The sequence below is a fragment of the Actinoplanes sp. NPDC019969 genome, from assembly GCF_055562375.1.
Genome location: NZ_JBVHFK010000007.1, coordinates 514,169 through 536,718 on the forward strand (window position 1 = coordinate 514,169; position 22,550 = coordinate 536,718).

The following is a 22,550-nucleotide window of genomic DNA, read 5'->3' on the forward strand; positions in this document are numbered from 1 at the left end:
GCCAGCCGCCGGTACCGGTCCGTGCGGCGTCCGTTTCGACGTAATGGGCCGGGTTCGTCCCCCCTGAGGGGTCCGCCGACCTGGTTTCATGTGCCGGGACGGTCGGCCAGCCGCTGGTCTGCGTACGGCCCGCACCGCCTGCCGTACCGGGCTGACTCGTCTCCGGTCGAGGCGTCGCCGTACCAGCTCCCTGCCCGGAATCCGCCGACCAGCCACCCACCGGCGCCGGTCGCGTCCCGTACGCCGGAACGCCCGGTGCCTGTCGTGCCCCGTCCACCGGAACACCCGTGACAGGACGCGGCTCGCTCGCCGGACCCGGAACGGGAACGCCCGAAACCGGAAGCGGTCCGCCTGCCGGAGCAACGGGTGCGGAGTGCCGCCCACGCTCCGGGGAGGCCGGGGCGGGTCGCGTCCGGTTCGCCGGGACGTCGGCGTTCGGCCCGTTCGCCGGGAACACCTGTCCCGGTTGTGGCACCCCGGGTGCTACCTCGCTTGGCACCTGCACGGACCGGGCAGCGGGCGGCCATGCCATCGCCGCCGCCGGTTGTTCGGCCATGCCGGTCGGCCCGGTCGGTCCCTGGGTTCCGGCCGGTGCGGGCGGCCATGCCATCGAGGGCTCCGGCCCCGCCTGTGCGGGAGGAGGCCACGCTGCCGTAGGCGACGGCTGTCCGGGGGACGTTCCCGGCATCGTCCCGTCCGCAACCGGCTGCCCGGGGAGCGTTCCCGGCGCTGTTTCGCCCGCGACGGGCTGCCCGGGAAGCGTTCCTGGCGTTGTCCCGCCCATGGCCGGCTGCCCCGGGATCATTCCCGGTGTCATCCCGCCTGTGGTCGGCTGTCCGGGAATCCCCGAAACCGGCGGCCGTGCCGGCGAAACCGGCCGTGCATCACCCGGCGGCTGCGCATCCGGAACGATCGCCCAGGGCCCGTCCCCTTCGGACAGGAACACGTGCGCCGCCCGTGGCGACCTCCGCGACCGCTGTTGCGGCACATCCGCCCGTCCGGCGTCCCCCGCGTCACCCTGCCGGACCTCACCGATCCGGCTGCCGGTGGCCGCCGGATCCTGATGAGTCAGAGGAACGTTCTGTCCGCCGTGCGCCCCCGGTCCGTGGTAACCCGCAGACCCGCTCCGCGTACTGTCCGCTCCCGGTTCGTAGTAGCCGGCAGATGCGCCCCGCGCACCGTCCACCCTTGCTTCGGGGTAGCCCGCAGGCGCACTCCGCGTACCCTCCGGCCCAGTTTCCCGATACGTCGCCGAGCTGCCGCGACCGTCGTCCACGAGGGAATCCTGACGGTTCGTGAACGTGTTGCGGTCACCTTCTGTGACGTTCTCGCCGTACGCCGGGAATCCATCCGCTGTCTGGTTCGTCCTGCCCCATGCGGAGTCCTGATTCCCGGACGGCACCGCGGCATCCCGGCCAGCGGTCGTGGAACCCGAAGCAGGGCTCCCGGGAACGACGTTCACTGCAGGCTGCGGCCCGTTCGGCCCGATCACGCGCGCCGGCGGCACCGGCGCCGGCGCGGCGACCACACGCGGCGTCACCGGCGGCTCAGCTTTGATCACGCGTGGTGCGGGTGGCGGCGTGGCCTTGCTGACGACCTTCGGCGGTACGGGCGGGTCGGCCCGCCGTACCACCCTCGGCCCTTCCGCACCCCCGGCAGCGCCCGGCCCCGCAGACGTTCCGCCCGTCTGGTTCCCGCGCGGGTCCACCGGAGCCACCCCGGACCGTTCCCGGCCCGCAAGATCGACCGTGGGCTCCGCGACCTCGCCGCCGCCGGAGTTCCGTTGCCCCGGCACGAGCCGCGCCATCGCGGCCCGCCATCCGCCACGCCCACCGGGCCGCGACTCCGCCGCCTGCCCGTCCGCACCACGCTGGTCCGGCGTGTCCCCACCCGTTCCCCGAGGTTCCGCCGCGCCTCCGTCGGTTACCTGGGGGTCTACCGTTTGCCCGTCGGCTGCCCAAGGGCCTGCCGCGTGTCCGTCGGTTGCCCGTGGGCCTGCCGCGTGTCCGTCGGTTGCCCGTGGGCCTGCCGCGTGCCCGTCGGTTGCCCGTGGATCTGCCGCGTGCCCGTCGGTTACCCAAGGGCCCACTGGGTGCCCGTCGACTGCCCGCGAGTCCGGTTCGTGCCTGTCTGTTCCCCGGGAGTGCCCGTCGGCTACCCGTGAGTCCGCTGCGTGCCCGCCCGTTTCCTCCGGGCCTGCCGGGCGCCCTCCGATTCCACGCGGGTTCGGGCTGCCTGCCATCGCTTCGCGCGGGTCAGCCGTGCGCTCGGGCGCCTCGCTGAGATCCGACGTGGGTCCCTCGGCTCCGGGCAGGTCCGGCCCGGACGAGGCCTGCCATGCGGAGTTCCGCGTCTCCTCACCCGCGCCTGCCGGTGGCATCCAGCCGCGGGACATCTCCGGCGAATCGCCCACCGTAAGGCCTTCACGGGACTCCGGAACCCCGCCGACATCGTCGGACCGTCGCGGCTCGCCGTCGCCCCGGCTCTCGTGGCCGACCCACTGGTCACGAGTGTCCGGAGCATCGCCCGGCATCTCGCTGCCGGCCCGCCGGCCGGCGACACCCGTGGCGCCACCCGGCCGTCGCGGATCCCAGCCGCCGGAGCCGTCCACCTGGCCTTCGAGGGCGGCCGCCGAAGCCGGGGCCGTGGAAGCCGCCGCCGGCTCGGAGAGATTCTGGCCGGCCCGTCCGAGGCCGGAAATGTCCACCGGCTCCGGGGCGCGGAGATCCTCCCGGTGACCGGTCTCCTCGGGTACGGCTCCCGGCCGCGTAGTGGGACCCGGCTGCTCCGGCGGGCGGTGGCCGACGAGGTCGCCGGCCCAGGCGCCGCCCGCGGTGGGGCGACGTTCGGCCTGGTCGAGGGTGGGACGGCCGTCGTCCCGGGCCGGGAAGCCGGTGCCCCGATCCGGCCGGGGGATGTCGTGGTGCTCGTCGCCCGTACCGGAGAAGTCCGGGGAAGGACCGGGAACCTGCGCGCGACCGGTGACCGCCCGCTCGTCCCGCCGGGCGGCGGGACGTTCCGTCTCGTCGCGGCGGGGACGGCGGCCGCCCGCCGGACGGATCGGGCCGAAGTCGTCGTCTCCCCAGATCGGGGCGGCTCGTCCGGCGCCGTCGACGGGGCGGCTGCGGCCCCGCTGCCGGTCCGGGTCGATGGGGGTGGCGGTGCCGCGGGAGCGTTCCGGCTCCTCCCAGAACTCGTCGGCGCCCAGTTCGATGGTGCGCGGCTCGGTGGTCTCCCACCTGTCGCCGGCGCGGGCGGCGGTATCCCGGCCCAGGTCCTTCTCGCCGTCCCACAGCTCGTCCGGCCGCGCCTCGACCGTCCGGCGCCCCCGGCCACGGCGGTCGTCGGAGGAAGGGCCACGGCGGTCGTCAGACGAAGGACCATGGCGGTCATCGGGCGAAGGACCACGGCGGCCATCAGGAGAAGGACCACGGCGGTCGTCAGACGAAGGTCCACGGCGGTCCTCGGAGGCGACACCAGGAGCGCGACGGCCGTCGCCGGGGGAGAGGCCCCGACGTCCGTCGGACGACAGGCCGTGGCGGTCGTCGGCCAGAGGGTCGCGGCCGGAGGAGCGCCCCGGTTCACGCCGGTCGTCCCACCGGCTCGTCTCGCCGAGGTTCTCACGACGGGCGGGCTCGTCCCACCGCTCGCGCGACTCCTCGCGGCGCCGGTCACGGCCGGTGGCGGGCTCGTCCCAGCGGCGGTCGTCGCGGTGGCGCGGGTCGGCGATCCGGTCGTCGCGGCCGCGCGGGCCCGTACGCTCGTAGCGGTCGTCGGCGCCGCGCCGGTGACCGCCCGCACCGCGCCGCAGATCCGGGCGTGCCGCGGGGTCGACGATCGGGAAGTCCGGTTTGTCGAAGTCGACGCCGAGTTCGGGGCGGTTGAAGTCGATGTCGTCGAAGTCGTCGCCGACCAGGTTGTCGACGTCGGTGTCGACCGGCACGAAGTCGGGCTCGTTGAGCCAGCTCGGCCGTTCGGAGTCGAAGACGGCCCGTTTCTGCCGGCGGACGGCGTTCTCGTCCGGTTCGCCTCCGCGGCGGCGGGTCGGCATGACCGGGTCCGGGCTGGTCCGTTTGCTGTAGTGCTTCTCCTGGATGACCGCGGAGCTCGGCATGAACGAGTACTCGTCGTACTCGTCGGCCCAGTATTCGTCGTCCTCGAAGCTCATGACGCGGCCCCGAATCGGCTGGGGAAGATCCCAACGCCCCGACGCCGCATCAGTGCCACCGTCCTCACCCTGTACCACCTCCGCACCCCGGTGCCCGCCCCTCGCGCTCCGCGATCAATGCCTGCCACGTGGTGGATGTGGAAGGTTAACCACGGATTTGCGTAGTGCGCCACCGCTCTGCGGATCCCCGTCACCGGCCTCACGGACGGCCCGCGAGCGTCGGCCGCACCGGCGCCGCAGCCCGCCGGTCGTACGCGACCACCCGGGTATACGTGCCGGGGCGGCCGCGGGTTCAACGGGTTGAGCAGTGACTATGACGATGATCCGGAGAGGGCCCCGGACCGGTGGGAGCGAGCACTCCGATCAACGACGATCGCTGCCGCGAGGTGACGGCCGGCGTGTCGACTTAAGAACCTTTTAAGCTTCCTCTCAGGTCACCTAAGAACTTGCGGGCGACCCTGAACAGGTGACGACGGGGTGGCGAAGGCCACCATGGACATTCGCGGATCAAGGACTTCGGATCTGGCACGGTTGATGTACGCCCGGTCCACGGACCGGGCGCCCCGCTGCGGCCGACGATGTCCACAGCGGGCCCCCGAGCCACCCGGCCGGCGGCCGCCGCCCCCCAGTCATGGCGGCCGCACCTCGCCCAGGGACGCGCTGTCGCAGAACGAGGCCCCCCTTTCGTCCTGCGACGGTCCGCGGCTCCTGGCGCGGGGCCGGGACGGGAGGCGGCGGCGGGAGCCCATCTTCCGCCGCCGACCTCTCCCACACCCACCCGTTCCCTGTCCCCGGCCAGCGACGCGAGTCGCCCGATTTCATGTCTACCCGCCCGTGGAGATGCCGGCCCGAGCCGGTGCATCCCGCGTGGCGACCGCAAGCGAGTCGCCGATCGTGACGGCGGCGGTGCGAACCGCCCCCACGCGGCGACCACAACGTTCCGAGACTTCCCGCCGACGGCGGTGTCAGCCACCCGGTCACGCACCGTGCCGGTGGGCTGCGCCGTCCGCCGCCGGGCGTCCCGAGACTTCCCGGTGTGCAGCCGCTCGCAGAACCGGCCGGATGGATGGCGCCCCCCTTCCGTCCTGACGGCCGGCTGCAGGCGACACCGGGAGAGGGACGGCGGTGGGATTCCCCCTCCCACCGCCGTCATCTTCCCTGCTTCGCAGGGGCCCCGCCGGTCCCCCACTCACCGGCGCGGGCCCCGATCCCGGCGGTCACCGCCGGGAGAGGAGCGGCGGTGGGATTCCCCCTCCCGCCGCCGCGACCCTCTCCGCCGGACGTCAGAGGCGGCCGTCGGTGGTGAAGCCGCCGACCCGCGACGGCAGCACCAGCCCCGCCCGGGTCAGGGCGCTGAGCAGGATCGACAGTTCGGTGCGGGTCAGCGATGCGGCCCGCTCGGGGTGTGGATGCGGCACTCCCAGGGCCGTCGCCGCCTCGACCGCCCGTACCCCGATCGCGGCTTCGACCGCCCACAGCCGATGGGCGCAGTACGCGTGATGCGCCGACGCCGCCAGTTCGCCGTGCAGCCGGAGCAGGCGCCGCAGATCCGCGGCGAGCCGTTCGATCGGCGGTCCGTAGGGGGCCGGTGTCTCCGGCCCACGGTGCCGCCAGCGTTCCGCTGCTGCCGCGCACCACCGCGGAACGTGACGGACTGCCGCCACCACGATGCCCGGGGTGGCGATGATCAGCGCGATGCGGCTGGCGTCGAGGAGGTTCACGGGGTTTTCCTCCGACGGGTACGGTCGTCTACCCCCGACCTTCCGCCGCCTCCCGCCACCCGTCAACGGGCTTTTGTGCGACTCCGTGAATACCGCAGCAGCGCTTCCTCGAGGGGTTCCCCGGGGTCGTCCGGGACCGCCTGTGCGGCCGGTCCGGCGAGCGGGAGCCCGGCGAGGTCCGCGACGGTCCGGGCGATCACGCCGGGTGCGGCGGTCACCGCGAGATCAAGACCCTTGACGGTACGGGCCCCGCGCCCCGCCGGATCGTCGACGGTCCGCAGGTGCCACCCGTCCTCCTCGGACCATGCGATCCCGGCCTCGTCGTGGTCCCACACCGGCCGCCCGTGCATCCGCACCTGCCGCGCCAGATCGAACGGGATCCACCCGTCCCGCGGGGTCCCGCCGTCCGCCCGCCAGTCCGCCACCGGTATCCCGCTGGCTTCCAGCGCTGCCGCCACCGCCGCGATGTACGCCGCATGCCCCGCCCATCCCGGTCCCGGCATGACTCCTCCACGTGTCGCGCTGTCGTGGCCATCATCCGCCGGAAGGCGCGGGGGCGAGCGGTGGCGGCTCAGCCGGCCTGGGGCCGGAGCGAGTTGGAGCCGAGGATGCGGGTGACCTCGATCTCGATGACGACGCGGGCCGGGTTGGGCCGGGGCTGGCGGTACCGGCTCGCGTACCGCTGCTCGGCGTCCGCGACCGACGCCGGGTCGTCGCGGATCACGGCCACGCCTTCGACGGTGCTCCAGCGGGGGCCCTCGACCTGGCAGATCGCCACCCGCTGCTGACCGCGCAGGACGTGGCGGACCTTGGCCGAGCCGCCGGACGAGATCACCCGGGCGATCCCGGTGGCCGGGTCGAGGGTGGCGCCGACCGCGACCACGTGCGGGGATCCGTCGGCGCGCAGGGTGGTGAGCGTGCACAGGTGGCGCTCGGTCCAGAACTGCACGAGGGCGGGGGAGTCGATCGGGATGACGCCGCTCACGGCCGTACCTCCAGAGAAAGATCGTGCCGTTGTCGGCCGTACATCCAAAGGATCATGCCACCGTGAGGGAACCGCATCCTGGGGGAGAGGGGGTCATGCCGGCTCGGCCGGGAGGTCGCCCCGGCGGACCGCGGCGACCAGCGCGGCGTGGTCCTTCTCGACCTGGTCGGCGTAGGCCCGCGCGAACCGGCTGAGCGATTCGTCGAGTTTCTCCCCGCTGCCCACGTAGCCCGCGATCATCGACGCGCCACTGGTCCGGGCGTGCGACTTGGCGAGCAGGAAGCCGCAGATCCCGGCGTAGTCGGCGAGCGCGCCCGCGTCGATGTCCTCGATGACGATGGCGCCCTTCATGTCGCGGAACTGCCGCACGTAGTACTGGTGCTCACCGACAGTGGTCCACCCGAGCAGCGGGTCGCTGACCGTCTGCAGCGCCTGCTGGTACTCCACGACGCGCTGCCCCTGATGGCGGTGCCAGGCCAGCGCGCCGTGCTGGTGTTTCGCGACGACCGAGCGGCGGGCCTGCTTGAGCTGCAGGAACAGCACGTCGTCGGGGCTGCTGCCCTCACAGAGCGCGACGTACGCCCGGAGCCCCACCGACCCCACGCCGACGACCTTGTGCGCGATGTCGACGATGCGATACCCGCCGAGGATGCGGGCCCAGTGCGGTTTGAGCGAGCTCAGGTAGCCGTCCAGGGCCTCGGCCAGCTGGTCGTGCTCGCCGGCGGGCAGCCGGGTGATGATCGGCGGCTCCTCGACGAGCCGCATCGCGCCGTCGTTGCGCTCGGTGAAGCGGGGCAGCGCCCGGTCGCTGGTGCGCCGCCGGGCCCGCCGGGCGGCGCGCTCGATCTCCTCCCGGAAGCTGGCCCGGGTGGCGGCCGACTGCATGGCCGCGACGTCGAACTGGTCGAAGGACCGGCGCAGCAGCGGCTGCTCGGCGAGGTGGGCGATCTGTTCCCGGTACGACATGACGCAGTGCTTGACCGCGTCGGAGCAGTCGTGTTCGCGGAAGCCGTTGACCCGGCCGGCGACGTGCACGCTGACCGCGAGGCGGCGCAGGTCCCACTCCCACGGCCCGGGGTGCGCCTCGTCGAAGTCGTTGAGGTCGAAGACCAGCTCGCGTTCCGGGGAGGCGTAGAACCCGAAGTTGCCGAGGTGGGCGTCGCCGCAGATGACCGGGCTGATGCCGGTGCAACGCAGGTAGGCGAAGTCGTCGGCCATCAGGTTGGCGGTGCCGCGCAGGAAGGTGTACGGCGACTGGATCATCCGGCCGACCCGGACCGGGATGAGCCGTTCGAGCCGGCCCTCGTGCGAGGCGGCCACCTGGATCACCGGATCGGGCCGGCGGTCCGGGGTCTTCCAGTGGGCCATGTCGGAGCGGGGGGACCGGTCACGCAGGGACCGGCCTATCTCGTAGCGCTCGGCTCGCGGGGCGGCGGCCCGCCGTAACGAGGTGAATCCCTCGTCGGCTAGGCTGCCGAGCACGCTCGGGCCGTTGATCGTCAATGCCGGTTCCATCGCTGCCGAGCCTACGGTGCGATGGCGACTGTCCGCGCGGGGCTCGTGAAAAGCGGATGTTATCGATAACATTTCCGCTACGCGCGGGCGCTGCGGCTGGTTCGCTACGCTCCATCAGAACCGGATCGGACGAGGTACGCAAGTGGACAAGGTTAGCCGTAGCCCGGCGATGACGGATGTGGCCCGTTTGGCCGGGGTCTCCCACCAGACGGTCTCGCGCGTGCTGAACGATCATCCCAATGTCAAGGAGCAGACCCGCATCCGGGTCCGGGCCGCCATCGCCGAGCTCGGCTACCGGCCCAACCGGGCGGCCCGTGCCCTGGTCACCGGCCGTTCCCAGCTGATCGGCGTGGTCGCCCGCAACAGCACGCTGTTCGGCCCGGCCACCATGCTGAGCGAGTTCGAGCAGGCCGCCGCCGACTCCGGTTTCGCGGTCAGCGTCGGCAGCGTCCGCGAGCTGGACCGCGCCTCGATCTCGGCGGTGGTCGACCGGCACCTGGACCAGCGGGTGGCCGGCCTGGTGGTGATCGCCAACACCGCCTCGGCCACCGAGGCGCTCGCCGAGATCCCCGGTGACCTGCCGGTCGTCTTCATCGACGGCGACCCGGCCAGCGGCCGGCCGCTGGTGACGGTGGACCAGGTGGCCGGGGCCCGGGCGGCCACCAGGCACCTGCTGGACGCCGGTCACGAGACGGTCTGGCACGTCTCCGGCCCGACCGACTGGTTCGACTCGGCCGGGCGCATCCAGGGCTGGCGGCAGACCCTCGAGGCGGCCGGCCGGGAGGTGCCGCCGCTGCTGTCGGCCGACTGGTCCGCCGCCGAGGGGTACCGCACCGGCCAGATGCTGGCCCGGATGCCCGAGGTCACGGCCATCTTCACGGCGAACGATCACCTGGCCCTGGGCATTCTGCGGGCGCTGCACGAGCGCGGCCGCCGGGTGCCGCACGAGGTGGCGGTGGTGGGTTTCGACGACGTGCCCGAGGCGGCGTATTTCATCCCGCCGCTGACCACCGTCCGGCAGGCCTTCGGCGACGTCGCCCGGGCCGCGTTGGGCCTGCTCCTGGGCCAGATGCGGAACCCCGCCGGCGTCGCCGAGCAGATCATCGTGCCGCCGCAGCTGATCGTCCGGGAGAGCGCGCCGGGCCGCGCCTGACCGATTCTCCCCGGACGGCGTTAATGGGCCGTTACCTCGTTGTTGCCAACTGCCGTTGACACCGTATTTGTTAGCGATAACACTGGGGTCAGCCCGCCGGGGTGTGGTCGCGGCCACCTCCCCGGTCACCCGGCGGAGATACGGCCGCATGCCTGCGGGCGGGTTCCGGAGCGGGTGATGATCAGGTGGTGCGCAGTCCGCCTGACACTTTCAGAAGAACGAAGGACAACCCGATGAAACCGCAGATCTGGTTCCTGACCGGCAGCCAGCATCTCTACGGCCCGGAGACCCTCCAGCAGGTCGCCGACCAGTCCGCCGAGATCCAGCGGACCCTGGGCGCGGGCCTGCCCGGAGCCGAGATCGTCGGCAAACCGGTGCTCACCGACTCCGGCGCGATCAAGCGCCTGATGCAGGAGGCGAACGCCGACCAGAACTGCATCGGCATCATCGCCTGGATGCACACGTTCTCGCCGGCCAAGATGTGGATCGGCGGCCTGGACGCGCTGCGCAAGCCGCTGCTGCACCTGCACACCCAGCACAACGCGTCGCTGCCGTGGTCGACCATCGACATGGACTTCATGAACCTCAACCAGGCCGCCCACGGCGACCGGGAGTTCGGGTTCATCCAGGCGCGCCTGGGCGTCCCGCGCAAGGTCATCGCCGGGCACGTCTCGGACCCGGCCGTGACCAGCCGGGTGGACGCCTGGGCCCGCGCCGCGACCGGCCTGCAGCACCTGCGCGGGCTGCGGCTGGCCCGGTTCGGTGACAACATGCGCGACGTCGCGGTCACCGAGGGCGACAAGGTCGAGGCCGAGCTGCGCTTCGGCGTCTCGGTCAACACGTACGGGGTGAACGATCTCGTCGAGGTCGTGGACCGGGTGTCCGACGCCGAGATCGACAAGCTGATCGCCGAGTACCGCGACGTCTTCGAGATCGCCCCCGAACTGCTGGGGGAGCGCCTGGAGTCGTTCCGCTACGCCGCCCGCATCGAGGCCGGCCTGCGCCAGTTCCTCACCGAGGGCGAGTTCGGCGCGTTCACCACGAACTTCGAGGACCTCGGCGGCCTGCGCCAGCTCCCGGGTCTGGCCGTGCAGCGGCTGATGGCCGACGGTTACGGCTTCGGCGGCGAGGGTGACTGGAAGACCTCGGTCCTGGTCGCCACCGTGAAGGCGATGGGCGCCGGAACCGGACGCGGCACCTCATTCATGGAGGATTACACCTACCACTTCGGCCCGGGCGAGCCTAAGATCCTCGGCGCGCACATGCTCGAGGTCTGCCCGTCCATCGCGTCGGCGAAGCCGCGCGCCGAGATCCACCCGCTGGGGATCGGCGGCCGGGAGGACCCGGTGCGCCTGGTCTTCGACGCGGCCCCCGGCCCGGCGGTGGTCATGGGCATGGCCGACATGGGAGACCGGTTCCGGCTGGTCGCGAACGAGATCGAGGTGATTCCGCCGGACGAGCCGCTGCCCAACCTGCCCGTGGCACGTGCCGTCTGGAAGCCCGCCCCGTCGCTGTCCACCTCCGCCGAGTGCTGGATCACCGCCGGCGGCCCGCACCACACGGTGCTGACCCAGGCGGTCGGCGCGGAAACCCTGCGCGACTTCGCCGAAATGGCTCAGACCGAGCTTCTGCTGATCGATGAGCGCACCACACCGGCCGATTTCTCCGACCGGGTGCGCTGGAACCAGGCGTACCACCGCCTGGCTCGCCCCCTGTAACACCGTTCTCAAAGAGGAGATCCACCGTGAAATTCACCCGGCTCGCGGCCGTGTTCACCGCCGCCGCGCTGACCGCCGGCATGGCGGCCTGCGGTAGCTCGGAGAAGACCGCCGACAAGGGGACCACCGGCGGCGAGACCGCCGGCGCCCTGGTCGGCATCACCATGCCCACGCGTTCCTCGGAGCGCTGGATCCACGACGGCGACAACCTCAAGTCGCAGCTCGAGGGCCTGGGCTACAAGGTCGACCTGCAGTACGCCGAGGACGACATCCCGACCCAGACCCAGCAGCTGGACAGCCAGATCACCAAGGGCGCCAAGCTCCTGATCATCGCCTCCATCGACGGCGAGGCGATCACCAGCCAGCTGGAGAACGCGGCGCAGGCCGGCATCAAGGTCATCGCGTACGACCGGCTCATCCGCAAGAGCCCGAACGTGGACTACTACGCCACCTTCGACAACTTCAAGGTCGGCGTGCAGCAGGCCACCTCGCTGCTCACCGGTCTCAAGGTGCTGAACGCGGACGGCAGCAAGGGCACCGCGAAGGGCCCGTTCAACATCGAGCTGTTCGCCGGTTCGCCGGACGACAACAACGCGACGTTCTTCTTCAACGGGGCGAAGAGCATCCTCGACCCGTACATCAAGGACGGCACGGTCGTCGTCAAGAGCGGCCAGACCGACTTCCAGACCGTCTCCACGCTGCGCTGGGACCCGGCCACCGCGCAGAAGCGCATGGAGAACCTGCTGACCTCGACCTACAAGAGCGGCGCGAAGGTCGACGGCGTTCTGTCGCCCTACGACGGCATCTCGATCGGCATCCTCTCGGCGCTGAAGTCGGGTGGCTACGGCACCGGCGCGCAGCCGTACCCGATCGTCACCGGCCAGGACGCCGAGGTCACCTCGGTCAAGTCGATCGTCGCGGGTGAGCAGTACTCCACCATCTACAAGGACACCCGCCAGCTGGCCAAGGCCACCGGCGAGATGGCGGACGCGGTTCTGAAGGGCCAGACCCCGAAGACCAACAACACCACCGACTACAACAACGGCGTGAAGGTCGTTCCGTCGCAGCTTCTGGAGTCGATCATCGTCGACAAGAACAACTACCAGAAGGAACTCATCGACAGCGGCTACATCTCGGCTGACGCGCTGAAGAAGTGATCAGGGTTCCGTGCCCCGCCCGGAACACTCCGGGCGGGGCACGGCCCTCACCGGCCCAAGAAAGGGTTCATGCCGACCGTGCCGAGCGGCGCCCCCTGGGCGAGGACCGGACGGCATGAACGAGAGGAGCGCTGCTCGAATGAGCGACACGATCCTGCGAATGCAGGGCATCACCAAGACGTTCCCGGGCGTCAAAGCGCTGCAGGACGTCAACCTGGAAGTCCGCAGGGGGGAGATCCACTCCATCTGCGGCGAGAACGGGGCCGGTAAGTCGACCCTGATGAAGGTGCTGTCCGGGGTCTACCCGCACGGCACCTACGAGGGCGAGATCGAGTTCGAGGGTGAGGCGTGCCGGTTCTCCGGCATCCGCGACAGCGAGCACCGGGGCATCGTCATCATCCACCAGGAGCTGGCCCTCGCGTCGAACCTTTCCATCGCCGAGAACATTTTTCTCGGCAACGAGCAGGCGACGCGTGGCTGGATCGACTGGAACAAGACCAACGCCGCCGCCGACGCGCTGCTGCGTCGGGTCGGGCTCCGCGAGAGCGCGGTCACCCCGGTCCTCGACCTCGGCGTCGGCAAGCAGCAGCTGGTGGAGATCGCCAAGGCGCTCTCCAAGGAGGTCAAGCTGCTGATCCTCGACGAGCCCACCGCGGCGCTCAACGACGAGGACTCGGCGCACCTGCTGGACCTGCTGCGCGGACTGCGTGACGAGGGCATCACCTGCGTGATCATCTCGCACAAGCTCAACGAGGTCATGGGTATCTCGGACCGGGTCACCATCCTGCGGGACGGCAAGACGATCTGGACCCAGAACACCCCGGACCTCACCGAGGAGAAGATCATCGCGGGGATGGTCGGCCGCGACATGGAGCACCGGTACCCGGAGCACACGCCGACCATCGGCGACGAGGTGCTGCGGATCGAGGACTGGACCGTCTACAGCCCTGCCCAGCCCGACCGGGCCCTGGTCCGCAACGCCAACCTCACGCTGCGGCGTGGCGAGATCGTCGGCCTGGCGGGCCTGATGGGCGCCGGCCGCACCGAGCTGGCGATGAGCGTCTTCGGCCGCTCGTACGGCGTCAACATCTCCGGAAGGCTCTTCAAGGAGGGCCGGGAGATCCGGACGCGGACCGTGCGCGAGGCGATCGACCACGGCATCGCGTACGCCACCGAGGACCGCAAGCGGTACGGCCTCAACCTGATCGAGGACATCAAGCGCAACATCTCCGCGGCCGCGCTCGGCAAGCTCGCCAAGGGCGGCTGGGTCGACGGCAACGAGGAGTTCAAGGTCGCCGACGAGTTCCGCGGCAGCATGAACATCAAGGCGCCGAGCGTCGAGTCGGTGGTCGGCAAGCTCTCCGGCGGTAATCAGCAGAAGGTCGTACTCTCGAAGTGGATCTTGACTGACCCGGACGTGCTGATCCTCGACGAGCCCACCCGCGGCATCGACGTCGGTGCGAAGTACGAGATCTACACGATCATCAACCGGCTCGCCGACGAGGGGAAGGCCATCCTGGTCATCTCGTCCGAGCTTCCCGAGCTGCTCGGGATCTGTGACCGCATCTACACCCTCTCGGCCGGCCGGATCACCGGCGAGGTGCCCCGCGCCGAGGCCACGCAGGAGAGCCTGATGACCCTCATGACCAAGGAAGTACAGGAGGTGGCGCCGTGACCGCCGCACCCAGCAGCACCGGTGTGGCCGGCAAGGTCCCGGCCGGCCCGAAGGCCGACACCGCCCCTCGCAAGGTCAACTTCGACCTGAAGCAGAGCGGCATCTACATCGCGTTCGCGATCACCATCCTGGTCTTCACCGTGCTGACCGAGGGTGTCCTGCTGTCGCCGCAGAACCTCAGCAACATCATCGTGCAGCAGTCGTACATCCTGGTGCTGGCGATCGGCATGGTGCTGATCATCATCGCCGGGCACATCGACCTGTCGGTCGGCTCGGTGGTGGCCGCGGCCGGCGCGTTCGCCGCGGTCATGATGGTCAACTGGGATCTGCCCTGGCCGATCGCGATCGTCGCGACGCTGGTCTTCGGCGCGCTCGTCGGCGCCTGGCAGGGCTACTGGGTGGCGTACTTCGGCATCCCCGCCTTCATCGTCACCCTGGCCGGCATGCTGCTGTTCCGCGCCGTCACCTACTGGATCCTGGGCAACCAGGGCATCGGCCCGTTCCCGGACGAGATCCGGACCCTGGCCAACGGCTTCATCCCCGGTTTCCTCGGCAACATCGGTCTCGGTGAGGCGCTCGGCGGCGCCGACCTGTTCAGCATCATCGTCGGTCTCGTGGTGGTCGCCGCCATGACGATCGGCCAGTACCGCTCCCGCGCCGGCCGGATCAAGTACAACCAGGCCGTCGACCCGACCTGGCTCTTCCTGGCCAAGGTGATCGTGCCGGCCGTCATCGTCATGTTCCTGGTCGTGCAGCTGGCCCGGTTCCGCAACGTGCCGTGGGTGCTCGTCCTGCTGGCCGTGCTGGTGGTCGGCTACACGCTGGTCACCGACAAGGCGGTCTTCGGCCGGCAGATCTACGCGGTCGGCGGCAACCTGCAGGCCGCGACGCTCTCCGGCGTCAAGGTCAAGTCCGTGGTGTTCTGGCTGTTCGTCAACATGGGCGTGCTCTCCGCCGTGGCCGGTCTGATCTTCGCGGGCCGCCTGAACCTGGCCGGCCCGACCGCCGGCAACAGCTTTGAGCTGGACGCCATCGCCGCCGCGTTCATCGGTGGCGCCGCGGTGCAGGGTGGCGTCGGCCGGGTGGTCGGCGCGATCACCGGCGGTCTGATCATGGCCGTGATCAACAACGGCATGGGCCTGATGGGCGCCACCAAGCCGCAGCAGGTCATGCTGGTCAAGGGTCTGGTGCTGCTCGGCGCCGTCGCCTTCGACGTCTGGTCGAAGCGCCGCGCCGCCGGAGCCAAGTGATCGATCAGCGGTAGAAAGGCCCGGTGGGTTCGCCCACCGGGCCTTTTTCTATTCCTATTTTCTGCGGTGCAATGGTGTTAAGCGGATGTGAACCGGTGGCCATTCCCGCGGTGGCATTCATCATCTTGTCCGCGGTGATCATCTTCAGGAGGATGCAGAGATTCATTCCGGTCCTCGACAAGGGCCGGAAAGCAGAATGAATCCGAAAGGTCACCGTATGAAATCAACAATGGCCCGTCGTGTGTCGTCGCTCGGGGCGGCTCTCGTGGCGGCGTCGATGGGCGCGATCTTCCTGACGCCGGCAGCGGCCCAGGCCGGCGGTTGCAGCGCGATCAAGCCGTGCGGCTCGGTCAACAACAACAGCCGCTTCGCCATGCACTACACGCTGAAGTGGAACTCCGGCCCGGACAAGTGCGCGAAGTGGACCGGCGGCGGCACTCCCGACGTCACGTCCTGCGACCAGGACTACCTGGCGCCGTTCGGCCAGTACGGCGGCCGCAGCACGGTGAACGGGAAGACCACCTACATCGACGTGGACGCGTTCACCTACAACTCCACCGATTTCTACTGGAACAACACGTGGGTCAAGAAGGGCCAGTGGATCCGGATGAGCGGTGGCGGCCCGCGCAAGTGCACGGCCGAGATCGGCGCCCTGCCGCGCTGTAACTGATCGAATGCAATCGGCGTGACAAAGCCCGGCGGGTTCGCCCGCCGGCCTTTGTCCGCATCATTCAGCGGCCAGCCGCTGCCCTTCGGCCGCCGGGCCGAGGGGCCCGCGCATGTCCTCGCCGCCGCAGTGGACAGCGGCCAGGACCGGGCCCGCCCTCGCCTCGATCAGCGGGGCCCGCGCCGGTGCACCGGCTGCCTGCCGTCCCGCAATCCGGCCGCACCCATTACCGGGAACCGGCTCCTGACTTAGTCTCGAGACCGTGGATCAGGCTGAAACGGTACGCACCCCGTCGTCCTGGGTCGTCGTCGGACTCGACAACGGCGGCACCTGCAACAACGCCACCGTGCTGGATGCGACGGGGCAGTTCCTCGTCGATGACCTGGTGGAGAACCCGAGCCGGGTGCTGGACGGCCCGGAGTCGGCCGTCGAGGCCCTCGCCGACGCGTTCGCCAACATCATCGAGCTGACCAGCACCCCGCTGTCGCTGGTCCGCGCGGTCGGCCTGGACACTCCCGGCCCGGCCAGCGCCAACGGCGTGATCTCGTCGAAGGGCGCGACCAACTTCAATCAGGTGTCCTGGCACGGTTTCGACATCCGGGGCGCTCTGGAGGCCCGGCTCGGCCTGCCGGTGGTCTACAACAACGACGGCAACGCCGCCGCGCTGTACGCCCACCACCAGCACTTCGGCGCGGCCGCGGCGGCGAACTCGTCGGTGTCCGCGATCGTCGGCACCGGTCTGGGCGGCGGTGTCGTGGAGGCCGGCACGGTGATCCGCGGTGCGGCCGGCATGGCCGGCGAGCTGGGGCACGTGCAGATCCCGCTGCACGACGTCCTGGAGGACGGTCAGCCGGTGCCGCGCTGCAACTGCGGGTTCAGCGGGGACGTGGAGAGCGTCGCGTCGCTGACCGGCATCAAGAACAACCTCCTGCCGTACTGGCTGACCCGTTTCCCGGACCACCCGCTGGCCAAGGAGCCGATCGGCGCGGCGGCCAAAGCGCTGCGGGGGTACGGGGAGAAGGAGGACGCCCTGGCCATCGCGGTCTTCGGGCAGCAGGCCAAGGCGATCGGCAAGCTCTTCACCATCGCCGCGAACTTCACCGACCCGGCGGCGTACTTCCTCGGCGGCGGTGTGGTCGAGGCCGCCCCGCATTTCCGGCAGTGGTTCCTCAACAGCGTCCGGGAGGCCACCGACCTGCGAGACGAGCAGAAGGCGGTGGCCACCTTCGCCCTCGTCCCGGACCGCGACATGGCCGGGGCGCGCGGCGCGGCGGTGGCCGCCCTGAACACCGTCACTCCTCGTTGAGGGCCTTCGCCACGTCGGGGAACATCGGCAGGTAATCGCTGAGCCCGAGGGTGTCGAAGAGCCGGCGCAGGAAGCCCGACGGGGCGGCGAGTCGCACCCAGCCGCCCCGTTCATTGGCCCGGCCGTGCGCGGTGACCAGCACACCGACGCCCATCGAGTCGCAGAAGTCGAGGCCGGAGACGTCCACCACGACGCGCGGGCTGGACCGCTCGACGAGGCGGCTCAGGTTCGCCTTGAGGGCCGGCGCGGTGTCGATGTCGAGTGACCCGCGCAGCACCAGCACGGCCGTGTTCGGTGGATGATGCGCGACCGAGACCTGCATATTCGTCTGTCCTCACGGTGGAACGGGCTCTCTTGGGGATCGATGAATACCCTATGCGAGCCCGTCGCCACACGCAGGTTGCGCCACTCAGGCGCCGGCGTTGCGCCACTTGCGGCCGTTGCGGCCGATCAGCCGGTCCGCGTCGGTCGGGCCCCAGGAGGCGGCCTCGTACGTCGGGATCGGCGACCTGTCGTTCGCCCAGTGCTCGATGATCGGGTCGACGACCCGCCACGACTGCTCCACCTCGTCGCTGCGGATGAACAGCGACGCGTCACCGACCAGGGCGTCCAGCAGCAGGCGCTCGTACGCCTCGGGGGACTCCTCGACGAACGTCTGGTCGTACGAGAACTCCATGCTGGCGGTCCGCACCCGGAACGAGTGGCCCGGCACCTTGGCGCCGAAGCGCAGCGAGATGCCCTCGTTCGGCTGGATGCGCAGGATCAGCGCGTCCGCGTCCAGTTCGGTGAGCTGGTTGGTCGGGATCGGCAGGTGCGGCGGCCGCTGGAACTGCAGCGCCACCTCGGTGACCCGGGCGGGCAGGCGCTTGCCGGTCCGCACGTAGAACGGGACGCCGGCCCAGCGCCAGTTGTCCACGTTCAGCCGGAGGGCCGCGTACGTCTCGGTGCGCGACAGCGGGTCGACGCCGACCTCCTCGCGGTAGCCGGCCATCAGCTCCTCGCGGGTGCCGCCGCGGGTGTACTGCCCGCGGACCGCGGCGTCGGCGATGTCCCGGTCGGTGGGGAGCCGGATCGCCTGCAGCAGCTTCACCTTCTCGCTGCGCAGGCCCTCGCCCTCGAACGAGGCCGGCGGCTCCATCAGCGCGAGCGCGAGGACCTGGAGCACGTGGTTCTGCACGATGTCGCGCATCGCGCCGGCCGACTCGTAGAAGCCGCCGCGGGTGCCGACGCCGAGCGTCTCGGCCACCGTGATCTGCACGTGGTCGACCCAGGACCGGTCCCAGATGGGCTGGAAGATCGAGTTGGCGAAGCGCAGCGCCAGCACGTTCTGGACGGTGTCCTTGCCCAGGTAGTGGTCGATGCGGAAGACGTTGTGCTCGTCGAACGCGGCGTGCACGACGCCGTCCAGCTCGCGGGCGGAGGCGAGATCCCGGCCGTACGGCTTCTCGATCACCAGGCGGGAGAAGGAGCCCTCGTTCGCCTGGTTGAGCCCGGCGCCGGCCAGGCCGCAGATCACCGGCTCGAACGCGTTGGCCGGGGTCGACAGGTAGAACAGGCGGTTGCCGGAGGTGCCGCGCTGGGCGTCCAGCTCGTCGAGGGTCTCGGCCAGGCGCTTGTAGGTGTCCGGGTCGTCGTAACCGCCGGCCACGTACCGGATGCCGCCGGCGAGCTGGCGCTTCTCGGCGAGGCTGCGGCCGCCGAGGGCGCTCTCGGCGAACTGCTCGTCGCTCATCGGCGTGCGGGCGACGCCGACGAGGGCGAACTGGTCGGGGAGGCGGCCGTGGCGAGCCAGGTTCTCCACCGCCGGAAGCAGCTTGCGGCGGGTCAGGTCACCGGAGGCGCCGAAGATCACCAGCGTGGCTGGCGGGGCGCTGCGCTCCTGGATGAGCTGAGGTGCGTGGTCCATCTTCTGCGAGTCCTCCGACCGGGTCGTTACCGTCCGTCTGAACCCTACGGCCGGAAGGGGCCGCAGGGTTCATCCGCTTCCTGGAAAGCGGGACAACGTGGCGGTGAACACGTCCATAAAGCAATGCAGCCCGGACGAATGCCAGAAAGGTGGCAAACTGGTCCCAAAGGTCTGGCAACCGAGGGGGGCCCCGTGAAGTACCGGCTCGTGACCCGAAGCGACTTCGACGGTCTCGTGTGCGCCGTGCTCCTACGCCATCTCGACATGATCGACGACATCCTCTTCGTGCACCCCAAGGACGTGCAGGACGGCGTCGTGGACGTCACCGACCGGGACATCCTCACCAACCTGCCGTACGACGGCCGCGCCAACATGGTCTTCGACCACCACCACTCCGAGACGCTGCGCAACGACGGCGACCGCAGCAACCACGTGATCGACGCCGAGGCGCCGTCGGCGGCCCGGGTGATCTACGAGCACTTCGGTGGCAAGGAGCGGTTCCCGAAGGTCACCGACGAGCTGATGCGCGCGGTGGACCAGGCCGACTCGGCCGACTACTCGCTCACCGACATCCTCAGCCCGACCGGCTGGACGCTGCTCAACTTCCTGATGGACAGCCGCACCGGACTGGGCCGGTTCCGCAACTTCCGGATCTCCAACTACCAGCTGATGATGCAGCTCATCGACGCCTGCATCGAGCACAACGACGTCAACGAGATCCTCGCGCTGCCCGACGTGGTGGAGCGCGCCGAGCTGTTCCACGACTGCTCGGCCCGTTTCGTCGAGCAGCTGCACCGGGTCTGCCGCCTGGACGGCGACGTGGTGATCGTCGATCTGCGCGACGAGGAGGTCATCGAGGCCGGCAACCGGTTCATGGTGTACGCGCTGTTCCCCGAGTCCCGGGTCTCGGTGCACATCATCTGGGGCCGGCAGAAGCTCAACACCGTGTTCGCCTGTGGCAAGTCGATCCTGGACCGGACCTCACCGGTGGACGTCGGCGAGGTGATGCTGCGCTACGGCGGCGGCGGTCACCTCGCGGCCGGCACCTGCCAGGTCCCGCACGACGAGTCCGACCGGGTGGAACGGGAGATCATCGACGCGCTGCGCACCGAGCGCGTCGTCCCGGTCTGACCGTACGGACGGGACCCTCGAAGGGCCCCGCCCGTACGGGACGCGGATCATGGGCCTTGCCCGGGCCCCACCCGCCGGTCGCGGCCGTGCGCCCCACGCGCTCGCCACGACGGATCTCACGCCCGCCCGCGTGAGATCCCCTTCCCCGCAGGCCTGCGGGGGAAGTCTCAGTCCTTGTAGCTCCACTTGCCGCCGGTCCCGGCGGCGACGGGCTCCTTCTCCTCCGGGGTCGGCGTCTCGTCCGGCTCGTCCTCCTTGGCCCGGTGCCGGCCGCGCAGCAGCGCCCACCCGGCGCCGAGCAGCGCCAGCACGGCCACGATCCAGCCGGAGATCGAGGCCCAGGACGGGCCCTGCTGCGCCTGGAGCGCGATCTGCTCGAAGAGCACCTCCTCGGACGAGGAGGAGGAGTCGCCGCCGGCGCCGTGGTGGGACACCGGCTGGGTGCCGTCCGACGGGGTCAGGGTGACGGTCGCCGGCATGACCGGTCCGGCCGCGCCCCCGGCGTACTTCGTCTCCACGGTGAACCGCATCGAGCTCAGCGTCGGCATCGGCCCGAGCGCGACCGTCAGGTCGGCGGACTTCCCGGGCGGGATGGTGACGCCGTTCACGGCGAGCCAGGTGATCGAGTCGGCGGCCTCGGTGGCGGGGGTGGCGCCGTGGATCGTCTGCAACGGCACGGCGAGCTTCCGATAGTTGATCTTCGGAGCCCAGTCGTTCACCGACAGCGGGTACGCCTCGGCCACCGGGGTGTCCGCCGGGATCTTCAGCGTCACCTCCGTGATCGGGGCGGTGCCCTCGTTGGTCACGTGGAAGCTCAGGTTCGCTCCACTGCCCTGCGTCGCCGCCGGGGGGTTCACGGTCACGTCCGCCGCGGCCGGGCCGGCGGCGAAGAACACGCCGGCGGCGGTCACAGCGGTCAGCACGCCCGCTCGGCGGGCCATCGTCGGATGCCTCACGACATGTAGTTCGGATCACCGGTCCCGATGGTTCAACGCGGACCCAGAAGTTTTCCCGGCGATCTCGTGGCGGATGATGAACCCATGCGTGACGTGCCCATCGACGGCGACATGATCCGGCTCGGCCAGTTCCTCAAGCTGGCCGATCTCACCGACACCGGCGGGGAGGGCAAGATCCTGATCAGCTCCGGCGACGTGACGGTGAACGGCGAGGTCGACACCCGGCGCGGCCGTCAGCTCCATCCGGGTGACGTCGTCGAGGTGCTCGGACGCCGGGCCCGGGTGGTCGCCGAATAACTTCGCCCTGGGGCCGGAACCCTTCCGGGGGCTGGGTCGTCGTACAAATCATGACCATTCACCGCGGCCTCCTGACCGCCGCCGCCGTCCCCCTCCTGCTGCTGAGCGCCTGCGCACAGCCCGGCGCCGCCGGTGTGGCCGGCGCTCCGGCCTCGTCGTCCGCGCCGGTCACCGAGAGCGCCTCCACCGCCGGCGCGGCCACCGTCGCTCTCCGGGTGGAGTACCGGGGCGGTTTCGTCCCCGCCGAGACCATCCCGTCCCGGCTCCCGCTGTTCAGCCTCTACGCCGACGGACGCGCGCTGACCGAGGGCCCGGTGACGCTGAAGTATCCCGGCCCGGCGCTGCCGAACCTGCAGGAGATCCGGGTCAGCCCGGCGCGGGTGAAGGAGCTGACCACCGAGGCGGTCGCCGCGGGCGTCGGGGCCGGTGGCGACTTCGGCATCCCCGGCGTCGCGGACGTCCCGAGCACCCGGATCACCGTGCTCACCGACAACGGCGAGAAGAGTGTCGAGGTGATGGCGCTCAACGAGGCCAGCCCGGACGACACCTCGCTGACCAAGGAGCAGCACGCCGCCCGCAAGAGGCTGTCGGACTTCCTGGCCTCGCTGACCCGGATGGTGGCCGAGGCGGGCAGCCCGCCGGCCCAGGCCTACCAGCCGGAGCGGGTCGCGGTGCTGGCCCAGCCCTATCAGGACACCGGGGACGGCGTGGGCGGCGCCCCGGTCGCCTGGCCCGGTCCGGAGCTGCCGGGCGGCGTCCTCAACCAGAACCTGAAGATCAACTGCTTGACCGTCGAGGGTACGGAGAAGGACCGGGTCTGGGCGGCCGCGGCGAAGGCCACGCAGCGTACGCCGTGGGAGTCCGCCGGTAAGAAGTGGCAGATCCAGTTCCGCCCGCTGCTGCCCGACGAGACGAACTGCGCCTCGCTGCAGAGGCAGGCATGAA

The 22,550-nt window shown here is 70.7% G+C and carries 19 protein-coding genes; 11 read left to right on the top strand and 8 right to left on the bottom strand.

Translation table 11 applies throughout. The features are described 5' to 3' along the window. Positions 1-2,734 precede the first annotated feature (2,734 nt). Positions 2,735-4,333 (top strand): hypothetical protein, encoded by a 1,599-nt coding sequence (locus ACZ3II_RS23525; protein ID WP_465519850.1) that lies wholly within the window; start codon positions 2,735-2,737, stop codon positions 4,331-4,333. A 1,118-nt stretch (positions 4,334-5,451) separates the two neighbouring features. Here the strand turns inward: ACZ3II_RS23525 and ACZ3II_RS23530 are convergent. From ACZ3II_RS23530 to ACZ3II_RS23545, 4 genes are all read right to left on the bottom strand, one after another. Further along, positions 5,452-5,889 carry a hypothetical protein gene (locus tag ACZ3II_RS23530; protein WP_465519851.1) on the bottom strand — a complete coding sequence of 146 codons (438 nt, stop codon included), beginning with the start codon at positions 5,887-5,889 and terminating at the stop codon, positions 5,452-5,454. A 62-nt stretch (positions 5,890-5,951) separates the two neighbouring features. Continuing rightward, positions 5,952-6,392 (bottom strand): DUF6292 family protein, encoded by a 441-nt coding sequence (locus tag ACZ3II_RS23535; RefSeq protein ID WP_465519852.1) that lies wholly within the window; start codon positions 6,390-6,392, stop codon positions 5,952-5,954. 68 nt (positions 6,393-6,460) lie between these two features. Continuing rightward, positions 6,461-6,874 carry a PPOX class F420-dependent oxidoreductase gene (locus ACZ3II_RS23540; protein ID WP_465519853.1) on the bottom strand — a complete coding sequence of 138 codons (414 nt, stop codon included), beginning with the start codon at positions 6,872-6,874 and terminating at the stop codon, positions 6,461-6,463. A gap of 93 nt (positions 6,875-6,967) precedes the next feature. Beyond that, complete coding sequence (locus tag ACZ3II_RS23545; RefSeq protein ID WP_465519854.1) at positions 6,968-8,389, bottom strand: DUF2252 domain-containing protein; 1,422 nt, start codon at positions 8,387-8,389, stop codon at positions 6,968-6,970. A gap of 169 nt (positions 8,390-8,558) precedes the next feature. Between ACZ3II_RS23545 and ACZ3II_RS23550 the strand changes: the two genes are divergently transcribed. The 5 genes from ACZ3II_RS23550 (at position 8,559) to mmsB (ending at position 15,342) form a co-directional block, all read left to right on the top strand. Further along, entirely contained in the window at positions 8,559-9,542 is a 984-nt protein-coding gene (locus tag ACZ3II_RS23550) for a LacI family DNA-binding transcriptional regulator (RefSeq protein WP_465519888.1), read from the top strand. Positions 9,543-9,775: 233 nt separating this feature from the next. Then, a complete protein-coding gene (gene araA, locus ACZ3II_RS23555; RefSeq protein ID WP_465519855.1) occupies positions 9,776-11,260 on the top strand; it encodes an L-arabinose isomerase in 1,485 nt (494 codons plus the stop codon). Between the two features lie 26 nt (positions 11,261-11,286). Next, positions 11,287-12,417, top strand: coding sequence for a multiple monosaccharide ABC transporter substrate-binding protein (gene chvE, locus ACZ3II_RS23560; RefSeq protein ID WP_465519856.1), 1,131 nt, complete (start codon positions 11,287-11,289; stop codon positions 12,415-12,417). A 139-nt stretch (positions 12,418-12,556) separates the two neighbouring features. Then, positions 12,557-14,092, top strand: a complete 1,536-nt coding sequence (gene mmsA, locus ACZ3II_RS23565) for a multiple monosaccharide ABC transporter ATP-binding protein (RefSeq protein WP_465519857.1) — start codon at positions 12,557-12,559, stop codon at positions 14,090-14,092. Further along, complete coding sequence (mmsB, locus tag ACZ3II_RS23570) at positions 14,089-15,342, top strand: multiple monosaccharide ABC transporter permease (RefSeq protein WP_465519858.1); 1,254 nt, start codon at positions 14,089-14,091, stop codon at positions 15,340-15,342. The genes mmsA and mmsB overlap by 4 nt, the downstream gene beginning before the upstream one ends. A 4-nt stretch (positions 15,343-15,346) precedes the next feature. Here mmsB and ACZ3II_RS23575 read toward each other — a convergent pair whose 3' ends face one another. Next, the gene (locus tag ACZ3II_RS23575) at positions 15,347-15,484 is read right to left on the bottom strand and encodes a hypothetical protein (protein WP_465519859.1); all 138 of its coding nucleotides are present in this window, start codon (positions 15,482-15,484) and stop codon (positions 15,347-15,349) included. Between the two features lie 87 nt (positions 15,485-15,571). Between ACZ3II_RS23575 and ACZ3II_RS23580 the strand changes: the two genes are divergently transcribed. After that, a complete protein-coding gene (locus tag ACZ3II_RS23580) occupies positions 15,572-16,012 on the top strand; it encodes a hypothetical protein (RefSeq protein WP_465519860.1) in 441 nt (146 codons plus the stop codon). A 259-nt stretch (positions 16,013-16,271) separates the two neighbouring features. Continuing rightward, on the top strand, positions 16,272-17,315 hold the full coding sequence (locus ACZ3II_RS23585) for an ROK family protein (protein ID WP_465519861.1): 1,044 nt from the start codon (positions 16,272-16,274) through the stop codon (positions 17,313-17,315). On the opposite strand, the gene ACZ3II_RS23590 is transcribed toward ACZ3II_RS23585, so the two are convergent. Then, positions 17,302-17,637 (bottom strand): STAS domain-containing protein, encoded by a 336-nt coding sequence (locus ACZ3II_RS23590; RefSeq protein ID WP_465519862.1) that lies wholly within the window; start codon positions 17,635-17,637, stop codon positions 17,302-17,304. The two genes, ACZ3II_RS23585 and ACZ3II_RS23590, sit on opposite strands and share 14 nt — an antisense overlap. Positions 17,638-17,724: 87 nt before the next feature. Then, the gene (gene zwf, locus ACZ3II_RS23595; RefSeq protein WP_465519863.1) at positions 17,725-19,221 is read right to left on the bottom strand and encodes a glucose-6-phosphate dehydrogenase; all 1,497 of its coding nucleotides are present in this window, start codon (positions 19,219-19,221) and stop codon (positions 17,725-17,727) included. Between the two features lie 192 nt (positions 19,222-19,413). Between zwf and ACZ3II_RS23600 the strand changes: the two genes are divergently transcribed. After that, on the top strand, positions 19,414-20,352 hold the full coding sequence (locus tag ACZ3II_RS23600; RefSeq protein WP_465519864.1) for a DHH family phosphoesterase: 939 nt from the start codon (positions 19,414-19,416) through the stop codon (positions 20,350-20,352). Positions 20,353-20,519: 167 nt separating this feature from the next. Here the strand turns inward: ACZ3II_RS23600 and ACZ3II_RS23605 are convergent, their stop codons facing one another. After that, positions 20,520-21,293: a DUF1775 domain-containing protein gene (locus ACZ3II_RS23605; protein WP_465519865.1), complete on the bottom strand. Its 774-nt coding sequence runs from the start codon at positions 21,291-21,293 to the stop codon at positions 20,520-20,522. A gap of 99 nt (positions 21,294-21,392) precedes the next feature. On the opposite strand from ACZ3II_RS23605, the gene ACZ3II_RS23610 reads away from it, so the two are divergent. Then, the gene (locus tag ACZ3II_RS23610; RefSeq protein ID WP_043533775.1) at positions 21,393-21,605 is read left to right on the top strand and encodes an RNA-binding S4 domain-containing protein; all 213 of its coding nucleotides are present in this window, start codon (positions 21,393-21,395) and stop codon (positions 21,603-21,605) included. A gap of 50 nt (positions 21,606-21,655) precedes the next feature. Then, positions 21,656-22,549, top strand: a complete 894-nt coding sequence (locus ACZ3II_RS23615; RefSeq protein ID WP_465519866.1) for a hypothetical protein — start codon at positions 21,656-21,658, stop codon at positions 22,547-22,549. Position 22,550 lies beyond the last annotated feature (1 nt).

What these genes read in the sequence shown, in the direction of transcription:
- ACZ3II_RS23550 (WP_465519888.1), top strand. Translation starts at nt 8,559, where the DNA reads ATGACGGATGTGGCCCGTTTGGCCGGGGTCTCCCACCAGACGGTCTCG.
- ACZ3II_RS23545 (WP_465519854.1), bottom strand. Translation starts at nt 8,389, where the DNA reads ATGGAACCGGCATTGACGATCAACGGCCCGAGCGTGCTCGGCAGCCTA.
- ACZ3II_RS23575 (WP_465519859.1), bottom strand. Translation starts at nt 15,484, where the DNA reads ATGATCACCGCGGACAAGATGATGAATGCCACCGCGGGAATGGCCACC.
- ACZ3II_RS23610 (WP_043533775.1), top strand. Translation starts at nt 21,393, where the DNA reads ATGCGTGACGTGCCCATCGACGGCGACATGATCCGGCTCGGCCAGTTC.
- ACZ3II_RS23535 (WP_465519852.1), bottom strand. Translation starts at nt 6,392, where the DNA reads ATGCCGGGACCGGGATGGGCGGGGCATGCGGCGTACATCGCGGCGGTG.
- mmsA (WP_465519857.1), top strand. Translation starts at nt 12,557, where the DNA reads ATGAGCGACACGATCCTGCGAATGCAGGGCATCACCAAGACGTTCCCG.
- ACZ3II_RS23580 (WP_465519860.1), top strand. Translation starts at nt 15,572, where the DNA reads ATGGCCCGTCGTGTGTCGTCGCTCGGGGCGGCTCTCGTGGCGGCGTCG.
- ACZ3II_RS23590 (WP_465519862.1), bottom strand. Translation starts at nt 17,637, where the DNA reads ATGCAGGTCTCGGTCGCGCATCATCCACCGAACACGGCCGTGCTGGTG.
- zwf (WP_465519863.1), bottom strand. Translation starts at nt 19,221, where the DNA reads ATGGACCACGCACCTCAGCTCATCCAGGAGCGCAGCGCCCCGCCAGCC.
- araA (WP_465519855.1), top strand. Translation starts at nt 9,776, where the DNA reads ATGAAACCGCAGATCTGGTTCCTGACCGGCAGCCAGCATCTCTACGGC.
- ACZ3II_RS23615 (WP_465519866.1), top strand. Translation starts at nt 21,656, where the DNA reads ATGACCATTCACCGCGGCCTCCTGACCGCCGCCGCCGTCCCCCTCCTG.
- ACZ3II_RS23605 (WP_465519865.1), bottom strand. Translation starts at nt 21,293, where the DNA reads ATGGCCCGCCGAGCGGGCGTGCTGACCGCTGTGACCGCCGCCGGCGTG.